We start from the raw sequence: 20,778 nt of genomic DNA on the forward strand, positions 1-20,778 counted from the left end.
GACTGTATGACTTTGCATCAAAATGATCATTAAATCAGATTGCCAAATGTTATAACCATTCTGTTTTATCTCTATTTTTTCAACTGCGACAAGATAGCCACTTCACGAATGTAACTGGCCAAATCTTCTTTAGACTCAGCCATCAGCTCGTCATCTTGTGTGTGTTTGGCATACTCAATCCATAGCAGCAGCTGATACATGCTGTTGTGCTCAGAAGCCTTGTATTGTTTTACAAACTGTTTTAGCGTCCCTTCATCATTGATATTCAAGCGATCAGCCCAGCTTTCTATCTTTGAGATTTGTTCTTTAGGGAACACAGCATTAAACAAGGCTTTGACCAATTCATGGCGATTTTCTTCGCTAATAAGCTTGCCGACACGCTTGGTCTGGCGATTACGAGCATTGGCGCTAGTGATATCAGCCAAAGCCATCAACTCTGCCATAAAATAATCACTGGCTGGCAGGGTTTTTAGCTGCTTTTTTGATAAGTTAGCAAGCGGTATCGACAACTCTTGCAAGCGCTCATGAGATTTTTTGAGTTCTGTGCGCGAGACACGCATGTCCTGTTCTGACCAGTCAATCATAAACACTTTCCAAAATAATGAATAATAAAATTAATAATCTTTGAGATGTAGCAATCACTACCAACGATGCTTTTCGCGGTGCTTCGCCAGTACTTTTATACCTTCTGGCATAACGTTAACAAGGCGGCGTTGCAAGTTATCCGTAATAAATACGGAGCGATGCTTACCGCCAGTACAGCCAATGGCCACTGTCACCGTGTGACGGTTGTTGTGTAAAAACTCTGGCAACCAGCGGGTTAAAAATCCAGCGATGTCATTGGTCATTTCAGCCACTTCTGGACAATCAGCAAAAAAGGTGGCCACCTCAGCATCAAGACCTGTTGCCGTGCGCAGCTCCGGATTCCAATGCGGATTTGGCAAAATCCTTACATCAAACACAAAGTCTGCATCAATAGGACTGCCATACTTAAAGCCAAAAGACAGTAAGTTGACGACAATTTGATTGTCCATACCAATGTATTCACGTAAAAGATCTTTCAGCTGATGAATGTTGAGATCACTTGTATCAATTCTTATATCTGCATGATCTGCTATTGGTTCTAGTAGCTCAATTTCTCTTTTAATCGCGGCTGGTAGATTAAAAGCGACGTGCTTAGCATGCTCGTCATTAACGTCTTGAGACATTAATGGATGGACACGGCGAGTTGCATTGAAACGTGCTACCAATGTGTTCTCTTGAGCCGTGACATATACCACCTTGACGGCATGATCACCATATTCAGCCTTTAAGGATTCGTGCATCTCTGCAAAGTTGGACAAATCCGCACGAGGCGTTCGAATATCGACACCCAGTGCAATGCGACGAATACCACTTTCATTGATCAATTTATGAGTTGCATTCGCAAGCAAAGATAAAGGTAAGTTATCAATAGAGTAATAGCCCAAATCTTCTAGTATATTCAATACTGAGGTTTTACCTGACCCTGACAGACCTGATATGACCAAAATACTGAGCTTGTCAGTAGCGACTTTACGCGCTGCCTGCTCAGAATGATCGTTACTTTTATCCTGACTTAAATCCATGATCTATCTACCCTAGTCCATTGCATTTGCAGGTTGCTCTGTCATAACGGTCGATTAACCGCTACTAATTGGTTGTCCAATAAGCGTGCACGTCCCAGCCAAGCGGCGACCAGAATGATTAAATTTTTGTTTTCTGTATTAAAAGCTGCAGACTCTGTGATATCGTTCAATTCATCGGTTTTGATTTCTAGATAATCAACCGTGAAACCTGCCTCATTAATACGCGTCTGTGTTTGCGCCAATAATGAATCTGCTTCTAGCTGACTCAGCTTACTACTGGTTAACTGATGTGCCAAACGTTGTAATTCTTGATGCAATACGGGTGCGATCTGTCGCTCGCTTGCGCTAAGATATTGGTTGCGTGAAGACAATGCCAATCCGTCATCAGCACGGACGATAGGCGCCCCTATAATATCGATAGGATAGCTTAAATCACGTACCAATTGCTTGATGATAGCCAATTGTTGATAATCTTTTTGTCCAAAAACAGCAATATCAGGTTGTACAATGTTAAATAACTTAGAGACAACAATACCAACACCGTCAAAATGTCCAAAACGCGACTGACCACATAGCTGAGCAGTAATCGCCCCTGCACGAACAGAAGTGGGCGGTGGCAAGACTGGATACATCTCATCAATGCTAGGAGCAAAAACGAAATCTGCATCGATAGTAGCGAGCTTGGCAACATCTTTATCTAACGTACGAGGATAGCTATCAAAATCTTCTCCTGCCCCAAACTGTGTAGGGTTGACAAAGATACTGACGACCACGATGTCAGCATGTTGTTTCGCAATTCTGACTAACTCGAGATGGCCTTCATGCAAATTGCCCATTGTCGGTACCAAAGCAATACGCTGTAAGCTACTTTGTGCGATATTTTTTTGGTCACGATAAGGCTGTAGGGCGGTACGCAATGCTGATATGTGATGATGAATAATGGGCATGGTTTAATCGTCTTCTATTCCAAATTTTGGACAAATTAGCTAAATTGGTGCTGTTTAGTTGGAAAAACCCCTTCTCGTACTGACTGCTGGTAAAGGGCAAATGCGCCTTCGATACTGCGTGCGCTATTGCGCTCATCGGTCAAAAAATCATGTACAAAGCGCGGCACACGACCATGCGCCATGCCCAGCATGTCGTGCATCACCAACACTTGCCCATCAGTGTCTGCGCCAGCCCCAATGCCAATCACTGGTACGTCAACAGCTTCTGTTATGGTTTTGGCAAGTGCCGCTGGCACACACTCTAAGACAAGCAGCGCCGCCCCTGCAGCAACCACAGCTTTGGCATCAGCTAGTACTTTATCAGCCGCGGCGTCACCACGTCCTTGAATTTTGTAGCCACCAAAGACGTTGACTGATTGCGGTGTCAAACCCAAGTGTACACAAGTGGGTGTCCCAGCTTGCGCCAAGGTTGTGATGAGATCACAAAGCTCACTACCACCCTCGATCTTGATAACATGGGCACCTGCTTGCATCAGTTGGCGACTATTTGCTACTGCCTCTGGCAACGTTACATAACTCATGAATGGTAGATCAGCCAATATCAGAGCGTGTTTATTACTACGAGCAATGTTGGCAGTATGATAAGCCATATCATCAACCGTCACAGGCAACGTAGAATCGTGACCTTGTACCACCATACCCAAGCTATCACCAATCAGAATAGTATCAATTTGCGCTTTATCCATCATTCTGGCAAACATCGAGTCATAGCATGTCAAGCAAGTAAACTTGATACCCTCTTTTTTAAACTTGTTTAAAGTAGATAGCGTTGTCATATGATCCTCAATATTTTTAATTATCAATCAACCACTGATGTTATGAATTTTTGAATAAACATCTCTAACTATTTTTAATGTTTGATAAAATCGCCACTGTTCCTAACTATTGGATAAACGTGTTAAACCTGTCCAGTCCGCACTTTGTGAATAATCCTGTATAGATGTCCCCGAAATTTTCAAATCTGGTGCTATCTCTTTTAGTGGTATCAAGACAAAATTGCGTTCAGGCAAGCCTACATGCGGTATGGTCAGCTGAGGATCTGTCATTTGTATGTCACCATACAGTAGAATATCGACATCTAAACTGCGCTCACCCCAGCGTCGTAGGCGCGCCCGCTTCGCTTGTTGCTCTAATTGCTGACAAAACGTCAATAACTCAAATGGCGCCAATGTCGTTTGAAAGCTGGCAACGGCATTGACAAAATCTGGCTGATCTTGTGGCCCCATAGGCGCAGACGCATAGAAAGAAGACACGCCAACGTCACGTATACTCTCATGGTCTTGCATGCTAACAAGTGCTTGCTGCAAATGCTCTACTGGTGAGCCCAAGTCATTGGCTAAATTACTTCCCAAACCAATATAACAAGTGACCCACATGAGCTCCTCTTGACTGCCCTCTATAACGGCAGCGGGTTGTGGATGATGAGATTTGGTATTGGTTTCGACGTTATTCATGATGATCATTGTGTTCTAAAGTCTCAGGTTAATATAGCCAGTTCAACATAACATCTGTACATTAGTGGCTACGTACAACTGGCATAACTTTTCCTTGCGTGCTACTAATACAGAGGCTGCAAAAAACTTATGCCAATTGCACCGTCTCGTTGTTAAAACCAATCGACTATATCGCTATAAATCTCAGCACTACCAACGCTAGACTTTATCCGCACTTGGCTGACGACGGCGACGCTTTGCCGGTACAGGACCTTTATGTTCAGGTAGCGCATCGGCTACAGATTGACTGTCAGTCTGCGGACTGGTTTTGACAGACGTTTTTTGTGTAGCCGTCGCCTCTGCTGATTTTCGAGACTTCCTAGCTTTAGTTGCTGGCTTGTCGCTAGACTGAGTCGCTGGTTTTGGCGCTTTTTTTGCATATTTTGCAGTCGTTGGTTCGTTATGAACAGTGTCTTGCGTCTCTACATTATCTACAGGGTGAGAGACTTCTACGCTAGGCTGACGACGGCGACGCTTGTGAGGTATCGGCTCGTTATTCATACTAACCAATGCAGGAGACGTTGCGACCGAACGAGTGACCTTAGCAGTGATTTTAGCAGATGTATCCTTAACTTCAGCCTGCTCGGTTTTTGGTTGCGGTGCTTTCTCAGTTGGCGCTCTGTTAGCGACAGATTTTTTCTGCACCGTTACTGCGGTGACGGGGTTAACCTTTTCATCACTTGCCAGCTGTCTCTTCAATGGCGGTACTACTTTTTCGTGCTCTATGACGAACAGCGGCTTAGGACTAACCTGATGGCGTTTGGCGGCTTGACTGCTGCTATTGGCAAGAGACAATTGCTGTAATTGCGCAAGTTCACTGCTGTCTTGTTTTGCTTGCTGCGTATCATAACCTTTATCATGATGACCACCAGATTGCTTAGCTGATGAAGACTGACTAGTCGCACGTCGTCGGCGTGATGGAATATTTGCTGGATCGTTTACCATAGTCTGCTCATTCACATCTGTTCTAGTGTTGCCATTGGCTTTACTATGTTTGGAATTTTGTTGGTTGGTTGCAGATACATCAACAGTATTGGACTCTGGTTTTTGGCGATTGCGTCCGCGACCACGCTGACCTTGACCTTGCTTATAAGCGCCGCGACGGATATTTTCGTCAAACGCGTCAATGGCTTGCTGTTGCTCTCTCTCAGATAAGGTCTGATAGGTCTGCCACCATTCGCCCATCTCATTGGTAGACTCTGATAGCGGATGCTCTGCATCACCGCACTGCTCACGCAATAACAAAAAGTCAAAACCTGCGCGGAAACGTGGATGTTCAGAGAGCTGCACGATTTGTTTGCTACGCGGCGCGGCAAGCTTTGGCTGTAATATCCAGATATCACGAATGAACTGCTCAGCAAATTTAGGAATGGCCGTTTTGATGCGTTGACGGTCAATCACTTTGCCAGCGGCATGCATCTGTGCTTCAGCAAAGGGCATATTGCGCTTCTTGGCTTTTGCTAATTGATGCAGATAGTTTTCCCACAAAAGCGCCGCATAGAAAAACGCTGGATTGATGCTTTTGCCAGCAGCAATACGTTTGTCGGTATTGATCGCCACTTGTTTGACCAGTGCGCTTGGCTCAGAGGGTGGATAAATAATTAAACTGTCAATCGCCCCTGACTCAAACAACAACGGCAGCAAGGGCACCAAATAGCCACCCGTAAACATTTTTTGCGTCTCATCGTAAAGACGGTGCGGTGATATTTGCTCAAGTAAGGTCCAATTACCATCATGAAATTGCGCAGCCAATGCGTCGTCAAATTCGAAGCCCAGTTTTGCCTTAAAACGTAAGGCACGCAATAACCGTACTGGGTCTTCTTCAATGCGAACGGGCGCATCACCCAATAGGCGAATAATCCTATTATCAATGTCTTCAAGTGCCCCGCAAAAATCGTGGACGATGCCTTTGAGCGGCTGATAATAAAGGGCATTAATAGAAAAATCACGGCGAGAAAAATCTTGCTTGATGTCGCCCCACACATTGTCACGCAGGATCATACCATCTCGATTGGTATTGGCGTCACTTGTTGGTGGACCACGGAAAGTTGCCACTTCAATCAACTCTCGTCCTGAGTACACATGAGCCAATTGGAAACGGCGACCAATAATGCGGCAACGCTTACCAAATACATCTTTGATTTCATGCGGCTTGGCATCAGTGACAGCGTCAAAGTCTTTTGGACGCAGGCCTAATAAGGTATCGCGCACACCACCACCAACGATATAGGCATCAAACCCAGCGCGGGTCAATGTCGCAATCACTTCAGTAATGGAATTGGGTAATTCAGATTTATTCAGTTCTAACTGCTTGGCGGCACGCTCGGCCATGCATCTACTCCTCGCCGGTATTCTTTAACCACCCTTGACAAACGAAGCGTTTATCAGGCGGATGTACCCACTAGTTTAACAAATTTTGTGAGTGGTAGGTGTGTTATGACACTTACTTACGTGCTATTTTGTCAATATTGGGGTTAATTAATCCAAAATATGGCACTGTCTTCTATACTCTCAAACGCGCTCGATTTTTCTCAATGGTTTTTGCACCAATCCCTTTGACGTTTGCCAATTCATCCACGGCTTTAAAATCGCCAAACATATCACGGTACAAAATGATGGCTTGTGCCTTACTGCTGCCAATGCCATGAAGAGACGTAAGCTCGCCTTCACTGGCGCGATTGATATCAATTATTTTTTGATCACGAGCTTGAATGGCTGATTTTTCTTGTGCCAATAGATACTCATAAGCGCGTTGAGGATTGTCAAAACATGGAGCTGCACTGGCATTATTAAGCGCAAGTAGCGCCAATAATAAACAGCCACCAGCGTGGACTATCCAACTTATAAACGCGTTTTTGTTATAAGCGTTCATGGCGTTTGGCCGCATCCCATAGTGCATCCATCTCTGTGATATCACTGTCCTCGAAGCGTTTGCCAACCGCTGCCAACTGCTCTTCGATATAACCGAAGCGCGATTTAAATTTATGCACACAAGTGAGCGTTGCCGTCTCTGCATCCAGATTGAGCTTACGCGCGACATTGACCAGCGCAAACATACAATCGCCAACCTCTTTTTCTATGTCCCTAATATTGGCCTTAATCTCCGCTTTGGATTTGTTCGTCAGCTCAGCCTTTAGCTCATCAATCTCTTCTTCCAGCTTTTCAAAGGCTCCACTGATACCGTCCCAATCAAACCCCAGTTTCGATGCTTGTTTTTGTACATCTTGAGCTTGCATCAAGGCACTGCCTGCTTTAATAGCATCTAAACGGCGCGGTGGTTTACCACGTGCCTCGCGTGCCTGATTTTCCTCAGCCTTAATCTCATCCCAGCGCTCTTTGACGGCTGTATCATCTTTGAGCGTTTCGGCTTCAAAAACATGGGGATGGCGTCGAACCAGCTTTTCTTGTAAGGTGGTAATGACATCACTCATATCGAAGCGACCTTGCTCTGCATACATCTGGCAATGAAATACCACTTGTAATAGCACATCTCCAAGCTCACCTTTGATATCTTCATCGTCCTCACTTTGTACGGCCTCGCCCAACTCATACGCCTCTTCAATCGCATAAGGAATTAAACTGTGATTGGTTTGCTTTTTGTCCCACGGACAGTCGGCCCGCAGTCTTTCCATGAGTGCCAAAAGATCTTCAAGCTGCCCACTGGCGGCAGGCGTACCTTGTACTGGTGTTGGCGCTACGATTTTATTTTTCAAAGTCGTCATAAAGGAGGCTCTTATATGCTTAACGTTTTTTCGGGTTGTTAGTGCATGTCCTTATTTTTAACCTTGTCAGATAACTCTCGACTAGATTAAAGACATACTCTAATGTTAGTGTATCATTGAACACGGATTGACTTATAATTGTGTCTCTTACTTCTTCATTCTACCACTGCTCACGCGCAAGGAATTTTATTACTATGTCCACTTCTGCGACCACCAGCTATCAATCAGTAACTGAATTCAATCCTATAACGATCAATTCATTTAAGGCTTATGATATTCGTGGCGAGCTTGGTGTCACTCTTGATGAAGATATTGCTTATCGTATCGGCCGTGCCTTTGCACAGATTTTATATCAGCGTTATTACACCGTATCTGATAGTCACAGTAGCGATATGACAACACTACAACCTGCTATTGTCATCGGTAGTGATATCCGCCAATCAAGTGAGCAACTCAAACAAGCTGCTATCAAAGGTATGCTAGATGCTGGCGTTGATGTGATCGACTTGGGTATGACAGGAACAGAAGAAGTATATTTTGCGACCAGTCATTATCAGGCGCTGGGTGGTATTGAAGTGACTGCTAGTCATAATCCGATTAATTATAATGGCTTAAAACTGGTGAAAGATCAGTCAAAACCCATCAGCGCGGATGACGGTTTGGCAGAGATTCAAGCATTGGCCGAATCAGGAGCGTTTGCCACCAGCACTTCATCAGGTAAATTGCAATTATTAACCGATAAAAGCGCTTATATCAACCATGTGATGACTTTTATCAATATCGATAATCTCAAACCCCTCAAATTGGTCATCAATTCAGGCAATGGCAGTGCAGGCCCCGTTGTCGACTTATTGGTTGATAAATTGATCCAAGCGGGTGCGCCAATCGAAGTCATCAAATTGCATCATGAGCCTGATGGGAGCTTTCCGAATGGCATCCCCAATCCTATGATTGAAGCCAATAGAGTGGCGACTCAGCAAGCGGTGCTAACAAACAAAGCCGATCTTGGTATTGCCTTTGATGGGGACTTTGACCGCTGCTTCTTATTTGACGAAAATGGCAAGTTTATCGATGGCAGCTACGTGGTGGGTATGCTGGCGCAAGCGTTCTTGAACAAATACCCAAACGAAGCCATCGTCTACGACCCACGTGTGATATATAACACTGAAGCGGTTATTGAAGAACATAACGGTAATGCCGTCATCAGCAAGTCTGGTCATTCATTTATCAAACAAGTCATGCGTGACTCTGGCGCTGTCTATGGCGGCGAGATGTCGGCGCATCATTACTTCCGCGATTTTTTCTATTGCGATAGTGGCATGATTCCATGGCTGTTGACCATTGAGTTATTGTCCGTTACTGGTAAAACCCTATCTGAATTGGTCACAGGCTATATTCAAGCTTATCCCAGCTCAGGCGAGCAAAATTTTCATCTTACCACTCACGATGCGCCAACCATTATTGGAGCCATTGAAGAAAAATTTAGTACTCAAAAACCAGCCAAATCTACCCTCGATGGCTTGAGCCTTGACTTTGGTGAATGGCGATTTAACATACGAGCGTCCAATACTGAACCTCTCATCCGATTAAATATTGAAAGTCGCGGTGATGCGGCATTATTGGCGACCAAAATGCAAGACATTCAGCAATGGTTGGCACTGCAAGGTGCCGTACCAGCTTAAGACTATTAAAAGGCCGTGTATATTTGAAGATAAAAAAAGGCTTGCTAATACGTATTAGCAAGCCTTTTTTGATACAAACAACATTTAAATAAAGACAAAATCAAACGGTTAGTTGGAGCGACCGATACCTCTATAGTCGCCTACTAACTGCTTAATTTGAGTGCGTGTCAGGGCATTTTGGGCATCAAATACAGGCATTGCTTGCTGATTAATTTTGGCAATATCTAGCTCGTCTCGGGGCGACCAGCTAATGATAAAAATTGCCTGAGCTTCGTTCATCTGATGATAAGGGCTGGCAATCAATTTAAATAAAGGTTGCTGATTATAAAGTGAGACAAGTTCCGGTTGAGCTTTATCACTATAAATCAGGGTGCGAATATTATAGGACCATAATAAGTCTAATAATGGATGAATGGCTGAGCCTGCCGTACGTCCTGAGCCGGACTTGTAACTTCCGCCCCAAATCATCACAGTTTTATTATCAATAAATCCATCAAAATACTGCCAAAATTTGCGAAATATCAGCTCTTTTTGATCTTCATTGATATGAATAATAGAGTCTAATAAAGGCATCTCCAAACTGTGAGTTTGACTCGACTGCTGTAGCCTAGACAACTCTGCTGGTAACGTATTACCACCGAACCCCCAGCCAGCTTGCAGATAACTACTACCCACCCGCTCATCTAGCCCCATGATATGACTCACCTGCTTGATATCAACCTGTTGACTGTCTGCCAAGCGTGACATCTCATTCATGAAACTTACCCTTGTCGCGAGCATTGCCATGATGCTACTACGTGCAAACTCTATCGTAGCGATATCAGAATGATGCGTGGCGCGTGCCTGCTGCATTAAAGGCTTTAGTACCTGCAAATGATTGCTACTGTTTGCCGTCTTTTCACCAAGCAACCATAAGGACGGGTTCAACATCGAGTTGTAGGTATCTCCATCCTTTAAAAAAACAAACGGTACATAATATACCCAAGCCCGCTGCAAACGTTGAGCGAGCGCTGACACGTCTCCCAATTGCTCAATGCCACTCATGATCAAAGGCAATGCTTGGCAATTGCTGTGATTAAAGGCAGTAATCCAATGATCTTCTGTCCAGCTCGTTCTCATACTGTTTAAAAACAACCAGTATAGTTCGACGACTGGTGGCTCAGCATGATCATGATTGTTATCAACCTCATCACTATTAGCACAGTTGGTTTTTTCATAACCTTGTATAAGCCTATCAGCACTACTTGGTAACGCTTGGCTCACAATCATTTGCTGCTGCTGATACATTTGCCACAGCGCTTGCAGATGATGCTCAAAGCCATACTGATGTAACTGCTGTGACAATATATCCAAATCCGCATACAAATGAATGCGCTGCCCCAAACTTGCCAGCACTACTGCACTGGTGATGGCTTCAATACTATGACCGATGAGCACACAAACATCAGCCTTATTAAATAGACTGAGTTCATAATGATAATGGTGGTTATGACTTACGTCAGTGCTCATAAGAATGCCCTATAGCATGATTGAAGTATTGGCAGTTATTGAGATAGCTGTTTAATATGCTGTAGTAACTGGTCAGTCGAGGTATCGAACTGCCCTCCTACGCCCTGCTCCATAGCAGCATGTACAGACTCTGCCATTTGCTTACCCATCTCAACGCCCCACTGGTCAAATGGATTGATGTCCCAAATACTGGCCATGACATAAACCTTGTGCTCATAAAGGGCAATCAGAGCTCCTAAGCTATGCGGGGTTAACTCATCAAGCAATAATGTGGTCGACGGCTGATTGCCTCGATAATATTTGTATTTGTCCGTCTCAGCATCCGCTTTGGTACTCGCGATATTTGCAACAGCTGTATTACCAAAGGCTAAGACCCTGCTTTGTGCCAAACAATTGGCCAAAGACAATTCGTGCTGCTGCTGTAATGAAGCGTTTTTTACCTCGGTACTATAGCGGCGCACACAGGCGATAAAGTCACAAGAGACTTGCTGAGTACCTTGATGAAGCAACTGATAAAACGCATGCTGGGCATTCGAGCCAATCTCGCCCCATAAAATTGGACACGTATTATAATCAATACGGTCGCCATGCTGGGTCACCGATTTACCATTACTCTCCATCTCAAGCTGGGTCAAGTAACTTGGTAAATAAATTAAACGACCATCGTAAGGCAGGACCGTATGGGCATTTACTCGTAAAAAAGTACTGTTCCAAACGGCCAGCAAACCCAATAGTACGGGCAAGTTCTCGGCAAAATCAGCCTCGGCAAAATGCTCATCCATACTATGGGCGCCGCTCAACAGCGCCTGAAATTGAGACATACCAATACGAATGGCAATCGCCAATCCAATCGCTGACCATAAAGAAAAGCGGCCACCAACCCATTCCCAAAGCTGTAGTTGATGCTCGCGATGGATGCCCCATGCATTCATCTTGTCACTATTGGCGGAAATACCAATAAAATGCCGACGAAGCACACTGTCTTCAGTACCAGCGCGCAGCGTAGCAGTAGCAAGTAACCAAGATAATGCTGTTTTGGCATTTGATAAAGTATCAACGGTACTAAAGGACTTGGACGAGATAATGAATAAGGTCGTTTCAGGATTTAAATGCTTGAGTAGATTATCAAGCTGAGTGCCATCCATGTTCGAAACAAAGTGTACTTCGATCTCTGTATCTGCCCATTCATCCAGCGCTGTTGTCGCCATCAGTGGACCCAAATCAGAGCCACCGACGCCAATATTGACCACATCAGTAATGGCTTTGCCTGAAAACCCGCGCCACGTTCCTTGACGAACTCGCTCTGATAATTTTGCGACTTGGGCTAAGCTATGATGCACATCTGCTACGACATTCTGCTCATCCATTTGTAAGGTTGAGGTAGACGGTAGACGCAGCGCTGTATGTAAGGCTGCACGTTGCTCACTGGTATTGACCATAGCGCCTTGCATGAGCGCGTCAATTCGAGCCGATAACTCGCAGCTTTTTGCCAGCTTTAAGAGGTTTATCAGTACTTGATCATCGATGCACTGCTTACTATAGTCCATGTATAGTGCACCAGCTCGCGTACTAAAGTTTGCGGCACGGTCAGTATCTTGCGCAAATAACGTAGACAACGACCACTCTTGCGTGGCCAACATTTGCAGTTGTTGCCAATAAGTAGAATGTCGAGCACTGCTATACGCTCTATCCTTGCTAGTCTCTGCCATCAGCTATTCATCATCTACTAATTGCTGCTGAGCAAAATAGATAAATGCTTGCATGTAAGAGCGCATGTCACCTGCATCATAACTATCGCCGCGCATGGTCGTCACATTGACCCCATACTCACTAATCAGTGCATCGATGGCGTCGGTTAGCTGTATCTCACCACCCACTGAGGCAGTTGTATTCGCCAAATACTCAAAGATTTTATTACTGAATACATAGCGACCTACGACGGCAAGCTTTGAAGGTGCCTCTGCTAAACTGGGTTTTTCTACAAATCCTGCAACCCCAAAGCTAGTATTCACATCGGCTTTGTCGTCTACTTTACTACTGCCACTGTACTCTTCATCTAGTTGCGCAATGCCATACTTATGAACATCTTCATCGGCCACTGTATTTACAAGTATCTGTGAATGATTGTCTTTAGCAAACGCCTCAAGCATAAACGCTAAATTGTCAGTAGACATATCCGTAGTAAAAGGATCGAGCACCACATCAGGCAATAATACAGCAAAATCGTGCTCACCAATGATAGGACGAGCAGCAAGTACGGCGTGACCTAAGCCCAATGCTTTACCTTGACGTATCATTGACACTGTTACGTCAGCTGGTAACCAATTTAAGCTATCTGCCAACTCATTCTTGCCTTTATGACGCAATTGAGTGTCTAGCTCAGCATTGATATCAAAGTAGTTTTCGATTGCGCTTTTTTGAGCATGACCAACCAAAACGATATGCTTAATACCCGCAGCAATGGCCTCTTCGACAACATAATGAATTGCAGGGCGATTACCTAAAGGCAATAACTCTTTCGGCACTGATTTGGAGAGTGGCAGCATGCGCGTACCAAAACCTGCAACAGGGATAACAGCATGGGTTATTTTTTTCATAACAAGAAGACTACTCTGAAAAGATGACTTAGGGGAAGTTCTTAAATAAACAAAGAGTATCTAACAAATCTTAAGATACTTTATAACCACTAGGATTCATGCTCTGCCAATGCCATGTGTCTTTACACATGTCGTTAACGGATAATTCAGCTTGCCACCCTAACAGTGTTTTCGCTTTATCGGCACTGGCATAGCAACTGGCGATATCCCCTGCACGACGTTCTGTAAATTGATAAGGAATATCTCTTCCAGTCACTTCATTGAAAGCATTCACTAGCTCTAATACAGAGGTACCTTTACCAGTTCCTAGGTTAATAGGTAAAAAGCCTACTGAGTTCAGTTTTGTCGTACCACTTTCTTTTGGTCTGGTTTGTTTATCTAGATAATTTAGTGCAGCCACATGACCCTGAGCTAAGTCAGTGACATGGATAAAGTCACGTACACCTGTTCCATCAATAGTAGGATAGTCATTACCAAAGACGTTGAGTTTCTCAAGCTTGCCAACAGCCACTTGCGAGATATAAGGCATCAAATTATTAGGAATATCGTTTGGGTCTTCGCCAATTTGCCCTGATGAATGCGCGCCTACTGGATTAAAATATCTAAGAGCAACCAGATTCCAGCTGTCATCAGATACAGCTAGATCTTCTAAGATATGTTCAACTGCTATCTTACTTTGTCCATAAGGATTTGTACAAGAGCGTGGTGATTCTTCATTGATAGGCAGGTTTTCAGGATTACCATAGACAGTGGCAGATGATGAAAAAACTAAATTTTTAACTGCATACTCTGCCATAACTTCTAATAAGGTAATGGTACCGCTGACATTGTTATCATAATACAGCAATGGCTTTGCTACTGACTCTCCGACTGCTTTTAACCCAGCAAAATGGATCACGCCAAAGAACTGATGGGTTGAAAATACTTGTCTCAGCGTCTCAACGTCTCGTATATCTCCTTCGATAAACTCAATTGTCTGTCCAATAAGAGTAGAGACACGATTAACCGCCTCACGACTACTATTAGATAAATTATCGTATACTACTATATCATAACCTGCTTCATGCAAAGCTATACACGTATGCGAACCGATATATCCAGTACCGCCAGTGACTAATATTTTATTTTTCATAACATCGATCCGTTATTTTATGAATTAGTTATTCGTTTTTGCTCATAAATGCAACTATAATACATTGCCAACGTAAATATATTAATAATATATATTCAATCTTCCGCTACCAACCCAAGCTATCGACTACGTCATGAAACTCACTAACTACGTCAAGCCAATATTGTCAGGTTACTATAAACATTATCGCTACCCTAAGCAGCGTTTGGCGCTAGTGGTTGGTATGCTGCCATGGAAAGATATCGTCAGCGAATGGGTGTTTGAGTCGGCACATGTACAAATACAACGACATTTTGATAAGCAGTATTTTAATCTTTGGCTCAAACCTTTTATCCAAAAGGTAAATCCCGTCATCTATATTTGGGGCTATAAAGCGCCTCAATACTTTATTGAGTATGTCCGCGAGCAAGGTGTAGACATTTTTTTCTTTGAAGATGGTTTTATCCGTTCAGGTCCTGATGATGATAGCAGCGCGCCGCCATTATCTATCGTTATGGATAGCCAAGCGCCGTATTTTGACACAACACGACCAAACGATCTGACCGACCTCATTGCAAATTTTGACTTTGAGCAGGATGGCTATGATGAGACGTTGGCACAGGAGATGCTTGATTATTATGTGTCGCATAGAGTGAGCAAATACAATCATCAATCTTATGTCGATGTTGCACCACTATATGGTGCTAAAAATAAAGAACGTATCTTAGTCTTAGGGCAAGTGCCATATGATGACTCGTTGAAATACGGCGGCGGTGACGGTATTACTTTATTAGATGTCGTGAATAAAGCAATTAAAGAAAATCCTGACGCCCAAATAATCGTCAAACCACATCCAATGACGCTAGACAACCCTGACATTGTTAGCACACTTACTAAGCTAGATTGTCTGATCCTTACACAGTCTATTCACTTGGTCGACGCACTAGAGACAATTGATCATGTTTATACGATTACGTCATTAGGTGGCTTTGAAGCTTTATTAAGAGGCAAAAAGGTCACCGTATTAGGCCGACCTTTTTATGAGAGCCTTTGTCAAACAGAGAGCATCAAACATCAGTACTTTCTATTATGCTACTTATATAGTCAAAAAAATCACTGTGTTACGTTGGCATGAATTTTGAGAAATGCAGCAGGATCTTCTATCAATTTAGATTTACCTTGCTCAATCAAAATTTTATCAGCTATTTCACGCAAAGCACCAAAACCACCCTTGGTATCTGTCACTAAATCACATTTAGCTTTGACGTATTCAGGAGCGTCAGCGACAGCCACGGCAACACCACAACTGATGAAAGCCGGTAAATCAATGGTGTCGTCACCAATATATACCGTATTGGCTTTGATAGTATTTGCACGCTGAATGATCTCTTGACAAGCCACTTCTTTATTCTTAATACCTAGCATAAAAATATCGATACCCAAGTCAGAGATCCTCTTCATCAAAGGTTTAGAGTCTTTACCTGATAGTACAGCTACTTGAATACCTGCCTGTTGTAACAGCTTGATACCCAAACCATCACGTACATGAAAGCGCTTCATACATTCACCATATTCATCATAGTAAATACCACCATCTGTTAATACGCCATCAATATCAGTAATAATAAGTTCGATATTGGAGAGTAAAGACTTTTTACTCTCTAGTTGGTTACCTTGAAGAATAGCAATTACTTTTTGAAGGTCTTCAGGAGTATCTACACCAGGCCCTGTCTTCATTACTTCAAATGCATAAATATCTATGTCACTGTCTAACAATCTTAACTGTTCTAATTGCTCTGCTGATTCAACATTAGATTCGGGTAATTGTGCATATCGTTCTAAGACAGACTTGCGATAGGCATATACACCAACGTGCTGCTTATAATTAATTTGTACATCGTTGTTTCGAATGAAAGGTATTGGAGAGCGACTAAAGTAACACGCACGGCCGCTATGTGATGTGACCACTTTAACGGTATTGGGATCTTGAGCTTGGCGTTCATCAATGGAGTGATAAAGTGTTCCAACTTCAATTGACTCATCGCTACGCATGGCGTTAATCAACATTTCAATATCATCAGAACGTACTAAGGGTTCATCACCTTGTAAATTGATATATAAATCAGCGTCTACCTTACTCATAACTTCCACGAGCCTATCAGTACCTGAAATATGAGTTGAAGCAGTCAGTATTCCTTCACCGCCAAAATTTACAACTGTCTCAAGTATCCTCTCATCATCTGTTGCTACTATTACTTCAGCATTTTTGACTAATTTAGCTTTCTCATATACATGCTGAATCATCGGTTTATCTAAAATATCAGCAAGTGGCTTACCAGGAAATCGTGAAGACGCATAGCGTGCAGGGATAATAATAGCAACAGAGTCCATCTAATACACCTTTATATATTTACTGAATATCAATACTTGGTAATGATTTAATTAAATCATCTACCTGCTTCATCTGTTGTAAAAACGGTTCTAACTTATTTAGCGGTAATGCACTTGGTCCATCGCATTTAGCTTCACTAGGATTGGGGTGCGCTTCTAAAAACAGTCCTGCAAGGCCGGCCGCCATACCTGAACGAGCCAACTCTATAATTTGATCTCTACGACCTCCTGATGCATCACTGCCCGAGCTTCTGGTTTGTAGCGCGTGCGTCACGTCAAAGATAATAGGTGCATTATTACTAATACGCTTCATTACACCTAATCCTAGCATATCAACGACCAGATTATCGTAACCAAAACAGCTGCCACGTTCACAAAGCATGAGTTTATCGTTACCCATTTCATGAAACTTATTAATGATGTTTTTCATCTGCTCTGGGCTCAGAAACTGTGGTTTTTTAATATTGATTGGACGACCAGTCTCTGCTAACGCTTTAACCAAATCCGTTTGACGCGCCAAAAATGCGGGTAGTTGTAAAATATCAATGACTTCAGCAGCTGGCTGACACTGAACTATTTCATGTACATCTGAGATAATTGGCACACCGAAAGTTTCTTTTACTTCTTGTAAAATCTTTAATCCTTCGTCTAATCCTGGTCCACGGAAAGAATGGATCGAAGATCTATTGGCTTTATCGAAGCTGGCTTTAAATACATAAGGTATGCCAAGCTTTTGCGTAATTTCCACATACGCTTCGCATGCCTTGAGGGCAAGATCTCTTGATTCGATGACATTAACACCGCCAAACAGTACAAAAGGTTGATCATTGCCAACTGTTATATTTTCCGTTATCTTCACTCAATGTTCTCCAATATTATAAATATATGAACTATATCAATTTAGTTAATACCAGCTTGTACTAAATCACGTAAAGCAAGGACACCTATTAACATGTCATTGTCCAAAACGATAAGCTGATTAACGTTCTTCTGCCTCATTATATTAAGTGCTTCTGAGGCCTTCGTGTTGGATGAGGTGGTTATAGGTGCAGCCTTCATGACACTGACAATAGGTTGGCTCATGTCTTGATTGATGGTAAGCAGTCGGCGTATGTCACCATCTGTCAAAACTCCATAATTATTTTTATCATCTACTACCACCGTCATGCCTAATCTTTTTTCTGTGATTTCGAATAAAGCATCTATGATACTGGTATTTCCTGTAACTAAAGGAATATCTTTACCCGATTTCATGATATCTGAAACATCAGTCAATAGTTTCTTACCTAGAGAACCAGCCGGATGAGATAAAGCAAAATCATCAGATTTAAAGCCGCGTGCTTCAAGCAATGCAATAGCAAGTGCATCACCTAACACCATAGTAGCTGTAGTACTGGAGGTAGGCGCCAAACCCATTGGACAAGCCTCTTCAAAGTCACCAAGTGTCAAAGCAACATCTGCTTCTTGATGTAACCTACCTGATAAGCTCTTACTAATACTTATTAAAGGTAAGTCTAGTTTCTTAATAACTGGTAATAAAACATTGATTTCATCACTATTGCCTGAGTTGGAAATAGCTAAAACAACATCACCTCTTACAATCATTCCAAGATCGCCATGCCCTGCTTCACCAGGATGGACGAAAAAAGCTGGCGTACCTGTAGAAGCCATGGTGGCTGCTATTTTACGTCCTACTAGGCCTGACTTGCCCATACCAGTGATAATTAAACGACCTTGGCAGCTCAAAATAGTTTGACATGCCAATACGAATCTTTGATCAAGACCCATTTTTAGCAATGCTAAAGCCTTAAGCTCAATATCAAAAGTTCGTTGCGCAGATGTTAAATACTTATTAGTTTGTAGATGCACTACAACTTCCCCATTTTGTTAAATTGATTTACTCTCAGGCTACCTGCTCATATTTCTTATAATAGTTCAATGACAGATCTCTGGTTTTTCGGAAACCCTCACTGCCATATTTTTTAGTTGTTAAGTAGCTTTGCTATAAAACAACAAACTCTATACTTTTAGCAGGAATACTACCTTTGTAAATTTCGCCTTTGTAAATTACTCTAAAGCGGTAGACCTCTTTTTTAGTATCAAAGTTTACTTTCTCAATATCATAAACTTGTGATTCTAACTCACATATGCCACCAAAATTTTTATTTTTATCAACAGTTCGGATAAAGATTGAGCCAGATTTTTCAAGAGAAGCAACCTTCTGTTCGTCTTTATCTAAGTAAACCCACCCTAGCTTTGATCCACCAGTATTGCTAATTAACTTTCCTTGAAAGTCATACTTACTTTCATGAGCTCTATTCTTCTTCAATTCATCAAACAAGCTTATCCACTTGTTAACTATTTCGTTAGCCATGAATCTTGAGGAGCTAGTTATACCTTTTTTTCCCATTTCATAAGCTATATCCGGATTGTTTAACAGATATGAAACCTTTTCTATAAACTCTTTTTCATTATTGACCAAAAAACCATCTTTGCCATCTGTGATAATATCGGTTGGTCCATATTTGGTTTTGGTGGACACCACAGGTGTGCCGCACGCTAAAGATTCAACCATACTACCTGGAAACCCTTCAGCTGAAGACATACTCAACGTCACGGTAGCACGAGATAACTCTCTATGAGGATTTATGGAAAACCCCATAAACCTGACATTATTCTCTAATTTACTTTTCTTGACCAAAGTTTCAAGATTATCTCGCTCATCACCATCTCCCCATATCTCTAAAATGGCATTTTTATTTGAAGACACTATATGACTAAAGGCCTTAATCATTTTGTCGATTTGTTTAACGCTCGTTAGTCGTGAAAGAATAATAGCAAAATTTTCTGAATTTTTATCTAATTGCTCATTATTAACACTCTTAACAGGATTAGGTATCACATAGCAATTATTAATATCAAATTGAGCTTCTATATCTTCGCGTTGATGATTAGTAAGGAGTACGAAAGCATCACACAACTTATTGTAGTTAAAAACATTATTATATACCGGATTTATTTTTGAGCCTACAGTTCTTGGCATTAATAAGTGGTTGCCATGAGCCACCAATATTTTATAAGCATTCTTATCTGAGACCATACAAACAGACTTTGCCATCCTTATAGCATCTGCAATATAGTAACAATCTGACGTACCTTTAAGTTCCGATAACCAATGAGCATGAATTGAATTTTTCGAAGGAAATTGTAAGCAGCCCTTATGTGGATGGTAATACAACACACAAGTACAAACATTATCTTCATTAAGATATTCTTCAAGAAACAAATCATTACTAGAAGTAAAGTATTTAATTAGAGTTGAATTAGAATCTCTTGGGTTCATTCTTATTTTTTTTACTTTTTCCATTAAGCTTTTTTGATGATGAATAGAAAATACCGCTGATAAATCCACACCATGCTTATGAGCATAAGACAAAGAGCTATAGAAATTAATAACTTTCAATTTACTACTAATTGTCGAAATAGATATCAAGTTATCTATTGTATCATTCAGTTTATTATCAAGTGCTAAGGTAGCAACAGCCGCATCAATGCCAATGCCTGCAAAAGATTCGGTTCTATGCATTGAAACCCTTGTCATACCTCCTGCTTTCTCGGATATTTTATTTAAAACAGATATAACTTTCATAGCGCTACCC

General features: G+C 42.2%; 18 protein-coding genes. 2 read left to right on the plus strand and 16 right to left on the minus strand.

The features are described 5' to 3' along the window. Positions 1 to 71 precede the first annotated feature (71 nt). From yjgA to mazG, 8 genes are all read right to left on the minus strand, one after another. The gene (gene yjgA / locus FW759_RS09920) at positions 72 to 584 is read right to left on the minus strand and encodes a ribosome biogenesis factor YjgA (RefSeq protein WP_446442890.1); all 513 of its coding nucleotides are present in this window, start codon (positions 582 to 584) and stop codon (positions 72 to 74) included. Positions 585 to 641: 57 nt separating this feature from the next. After that, positions 642 to 1,607, minus strand: coding sequence for an RNase adapter RapZ (gene rapZ, locus FW759_RS09925; RefSeq protein ID WP_446442891.1), 966 nt, complete (start codon positions 1,605 to 1,607; stop codon positions 642 to 644). Positions 1,608 to 1,648: 41 nt separating this feature from the next. Continuing rightward, positions 1,649 to 2,554 (minus strand): pantoate--beta-alanine ligase, encoded by a 906-nt coding sequence (gene panC / locus FW759_RS09930; protein WP_446442892.1) that lies wholly within the window; start codon positions 2,552 to 2,554, stop codon positions 1,649 to 1,651. 35 nt (positions 2,555 to 2,589) lie between these two features. After that, positions 2,590 to 3,390, minus strand: coding sequence for a 3-methyl-2-oxobutanoate hydroxymethyltransferase (gene panB / locus FW759_RS09935; RefSeq protein ID WP_446442893.1), 801 nt, complete (start codon positions 3,388 to 3,390; stop codon positions 2,590 to 2,592). Between the two features lie 102 nt (positions 3,391 to 3,492). After that, positions 3,493 to 3,990 (minus strand): 2-amino-4-hydroxy-6-hydroxymethyldihydropteridine diphosphokinase, encoded by a 498-nt coding sequence (folK, locus tag FW759_RS09940; RefSeq protein ID WP_446443017.1) that lies wholly within the window; start codon positions 3,988 to 3,990, stop codon positions 3,493 to 3,495. A gap of 276 nt (positions 3,991 to 4,266) precedes the next feature. Beyond that, a complete protein-coding gene (pcnB, locus tag FW759_RS09945) occupies positions 4,267 to 6,438 on the minus strand; it encodes a polynucleotide adenylyltransferase PcnB (protein WP_446442894.1) in 2,172 nt (723 codons plus the stop codon). 172 nt (positions 6,439 to 6,610) lie between these two features. Then, positions 6,611 to 6,979: a ComEA family DNA-binding protein gene (locus tag FW759_RS09950; RefSeq protein ID WP_446442895.1), complete on the minus strand. Its 369-nt coding sequence runs from the start codon at positions 6,977 to 6,979 to the stop codon at positions 6,611 to 6,613. Beyond that, entirely contained in the window at positions 6,966 to 7,829 is an 864-nt protein-coding gene (gene mazG, locus FW759_RS09955) for a nucleoside triphosphate pyrophosphohydrolase (protein ID WP_446442896.1), read from the minus strand. The genes FW759_RS09950 and mazG overlap by 14 nt, the downstream gene beginning before the upstream one ends. Before the next feature lie 194 nt (positions 7,830 to 8,023). Between mazG and FW759_RS09960 the strand changes: the two genes are divergently transcribed. Continuing rightward, the gene (locus tag FW759_RS09960; RefSeq protein WP_446442897.1) at positions 8,024 to 9,511 is read left to right on the plus strand and encodes a phosphomannomutase CpsG; all 1,488 of its coding nucleotides are present in this window, start codon (positions 8,024 to 8,026) and stop codon (positions 9,509 to 9,511) included. A 108-nt stretch (positions 9,512 to 9,619) separates the two neighbouring features. Here FW759_RS09960 and FW759_RS09965 read toward each other — a convergent pair whose 3' ends face one another. The 4 genes from FW759_RS09965 to galE all read right to left on the minus strand — a co-directional run bounded on the left by FW759_RS09965 (position 9,620) and on the right by galE (position 14,749). Beyond that, a complete protein-coding gene (locus FW759_RS09965) occupies positions 9,620 to 11,020 on the minus strand; it encodes a UDP-glucose/GDP-mannose dehydrogenase family protein (RefSeq protein WP_446442898.1) in 1,401 nt (466 codons plus the stop codon). 35 nt (positions 11,021 to 11,055) lie between these two features. After that, complete coding sequence (gene pgi / locus FW759_RS09970; RefSeq protein ID WP_446442899.1) at positions 11,056 to 12,729, minus strand: glucose-6-phosphate isomerase; 1,674 nt, start codon at positions 12,727 to 12,729, stop codon at positions 11,056 to 11,058. Between the two features lie 3 nt (positions 12,730 to 12,732). Continuing rightward, the gene (locus FW759_RS09975) at positions 12,733 to 13,617 is read right to left on the minus strand and encodes a UTP--glucose-1-phosphate uridylyltransferase (protein WP_446442900.1); all 885 of its coding nucleotides are present in this window, start codon (positions 13,615 to 13,617) and stop codon (positions 12,733 to 12,735) included. A gap of 70 nt (positions 13,618 to 13,687) precedes the next feature. Then, positions 13,688 to 14,749, minus strand: a complete 1,062-nt coding sequence (gene galE / locus FW759_RS09980; RefSeq protein WP_446442901.1) for a UDP-glucose 4-epimerase GalE — start codon at positions 14,747 to 14,749, stop codon at positions 13,688 to 13,690. A 133-nt stretch (positions 14,750 to 14,882) separates the two neighbouring features. On the opposite strand from galE, the gene FW759_RS09985 reads away from it, so the two are divergent. After that, positions 14,883 to 15,863: a capsular polysaccharide export protein, LipB/KpsS family gene (locus FW759_RS09985; RefSeq protein ID WP_446442902.1), complete on the plus strand. Its 981-nt coding sequence runs from the start codon at positions 14,883 to 14,885 to the stop codon at positions 15,861 to 15,863. Here the strand turns inward: FW759_RS09985 and kdsB are convergent. The 4 genes from kdsB to FW759_RS10005 all read right to left on the minus strand — a co-directional run bounded on the left by kdsB (position 15,842) and on the right by FW759_RS10005 (position 20,768). Then, positions 15,842 to 17,119 (minus strand): 3-deoxy-manno-octulosonate cytidylyltransferase, encoded by a 1,278-nt coding sequence (kdsB, locus tag FW759_RS09990; protein WP_446442903.1) that lies wholly within the window; start codon positions 17,117 to 17,119, stop codon positions 15,842 to 15,844. The two genes, FW759_RS09985 and kdsB, sit on opposite strands and share 22 nt — an antisense overlap. Before the next feature lie 19 nt (positions 17,120 to 17,138). Next, positions 17,139 to 17,978: a 3-deoxy-8-phosphooctulonate synthase gene (kdsA, locus tag FW759_RS09995; RefSeq protein WP_446442904.1), complete on the minus strand. Its 840-nt coding sequence runs from the start codon at positions 17,976 to 17,978 to the stop codon at positions 17,139 to 17,141. Between the two features lie 41 nt (positions 17,979 to 18,019). Further along, positions 18,020 to 18,988, minus strand: coding sequence for a KpsF/GutQ family sugar-phosphate isomerase (locus FW759_RS10000; RefSeq protein WP_446442905.1), 969 nt, complete (start codon positions 18,986 to 18,988; stop codon positions 18,020 to 18,022). Between the two features lie 133 nt (positions 18,989 to 19,121). Continuing rightward, positions 19,122 to 20,768 carry a glycosyltransferase gene (locus tag FW759_RS10005; RefSeq protein WP_446442906.1) on the minus strand — a complete coding sequence of 549 codons (1,647 nt, stop codon included), beginning with the start codon at positions 20,766 to 20,768 and terminating at the stop codon, positions 19,122 to 19,124. Between the last annotated feature and the right edge of the window lie 10 nt (positions 20,769 to 20,778).

The organism is Psychrobacter sp. 1176_08, from assembly GCF_052850615.1.

Bases quoted from the DNA above. Each gene is read 5' to 3' on its own strand.
- FW759_RS09965 (WP_446442898.1), bottom strand. From the start codon at position 11,020: ATGAGCACTGACGTAAGTCATAACCACCATTATCATTATGAACTCAGT.
- FW759_RS09960 (WP_446442897.1), top strand. From the start codon at position 8,024: ATGTCCACTTCTGCGACCACCAGCTATCAATCAGTAACTGAATTCAAT.
- rapZ (WP_446442891.1), bottom strand. From the start codon at position 1,607: ATGGATTTAAGTCAGGATAAAAGTAACGATCATTCTGAGCAGGCAGCG.
- folK (WP_446443017.1), bottom strand. From the start codon at position 3,990: ATGTGGGTCACTTGTTATATTGGTTTGGGAAGTAATTTAGCCAATGAC.
- galE (WP_446442901.1), bottom strand. From the start codon at position 14,749: ATGAAAAATAAAATATTAGTCACTGGCGGTACTGGATATATCGGTTCG.
- FW759_RS09950 (WP_446442895.1), bottom strand. From the start codon at position 6,979: ATGAACGCTTATAACAAAAACGCGTTTATAAGTTGGATAGTCCACGCT.
- kdsB (WP_446442903.1), bottom strand. From the start codon at position 17,119: ATGGACTCTGTTGCTATTATTATCCCTGCACGCTATGCGTCTTCACGA.
- panC (WP_446442892.1), bottom strand. From the start codon at position 2,554: ATGCCCATTATTCATCATCACATATCAGCATTGCGTACCGCCCTACAG.
- yjgA (WP_446442890.1), bottom strand. From the start codon at position 584: ATGATTGACTGGTCAGAACAGGACATGCGTGTCTCGCGCACAGAACTC.
- FW759_RS09975 (WP_446442900.1), bottom strand. From the start codon at position 13,617: ATGAAAAAAATAACCCATGCTGTTATCCCTGTTGCAGGTTTTGGTACG.
- pcnB (WP_446442894.1), bottom strand. From the start codon at position 6,438: ATGGCCGAGCGTGCCGCCAAGCAGTTAGAACTGAATAAATCTGAATTA.
- mazG (WP_446442896.1), bottom strand. From the start codon at position 7,829: ATGACGACTTTGAAAAATAAAATCGTAGCGCCAACACCAGTACAAGGT.
- panB (WP_446442893.1), bottom strand. From the start codon at position 3,390: ATGACAACGCTATCTACTTTAAACAAGTTTAAAAAAGAGGGTATCAAG.
- pgi (WP_446442899.1), bottom strand. From the start codon at position 12,729: ATGGCAGAGACTAGCAAGGATAGAGCGTATAGCAGTGCTCGACATTCT.
- FW759_RS10005 (WP_446442906.1), bottom strand. From the start codon at position 20,768: ATGAAAGTTATATCTGTTTTAAATAAAATATCCGAGAAAGCAGGAGGT.
- FW759_RS09985 (WP_446442902.1), top strand. From the start codon at position 14,883: ATGAAACTCACTAACTACGTCAAGCCAATATTGTCAGGTTACTATAAA.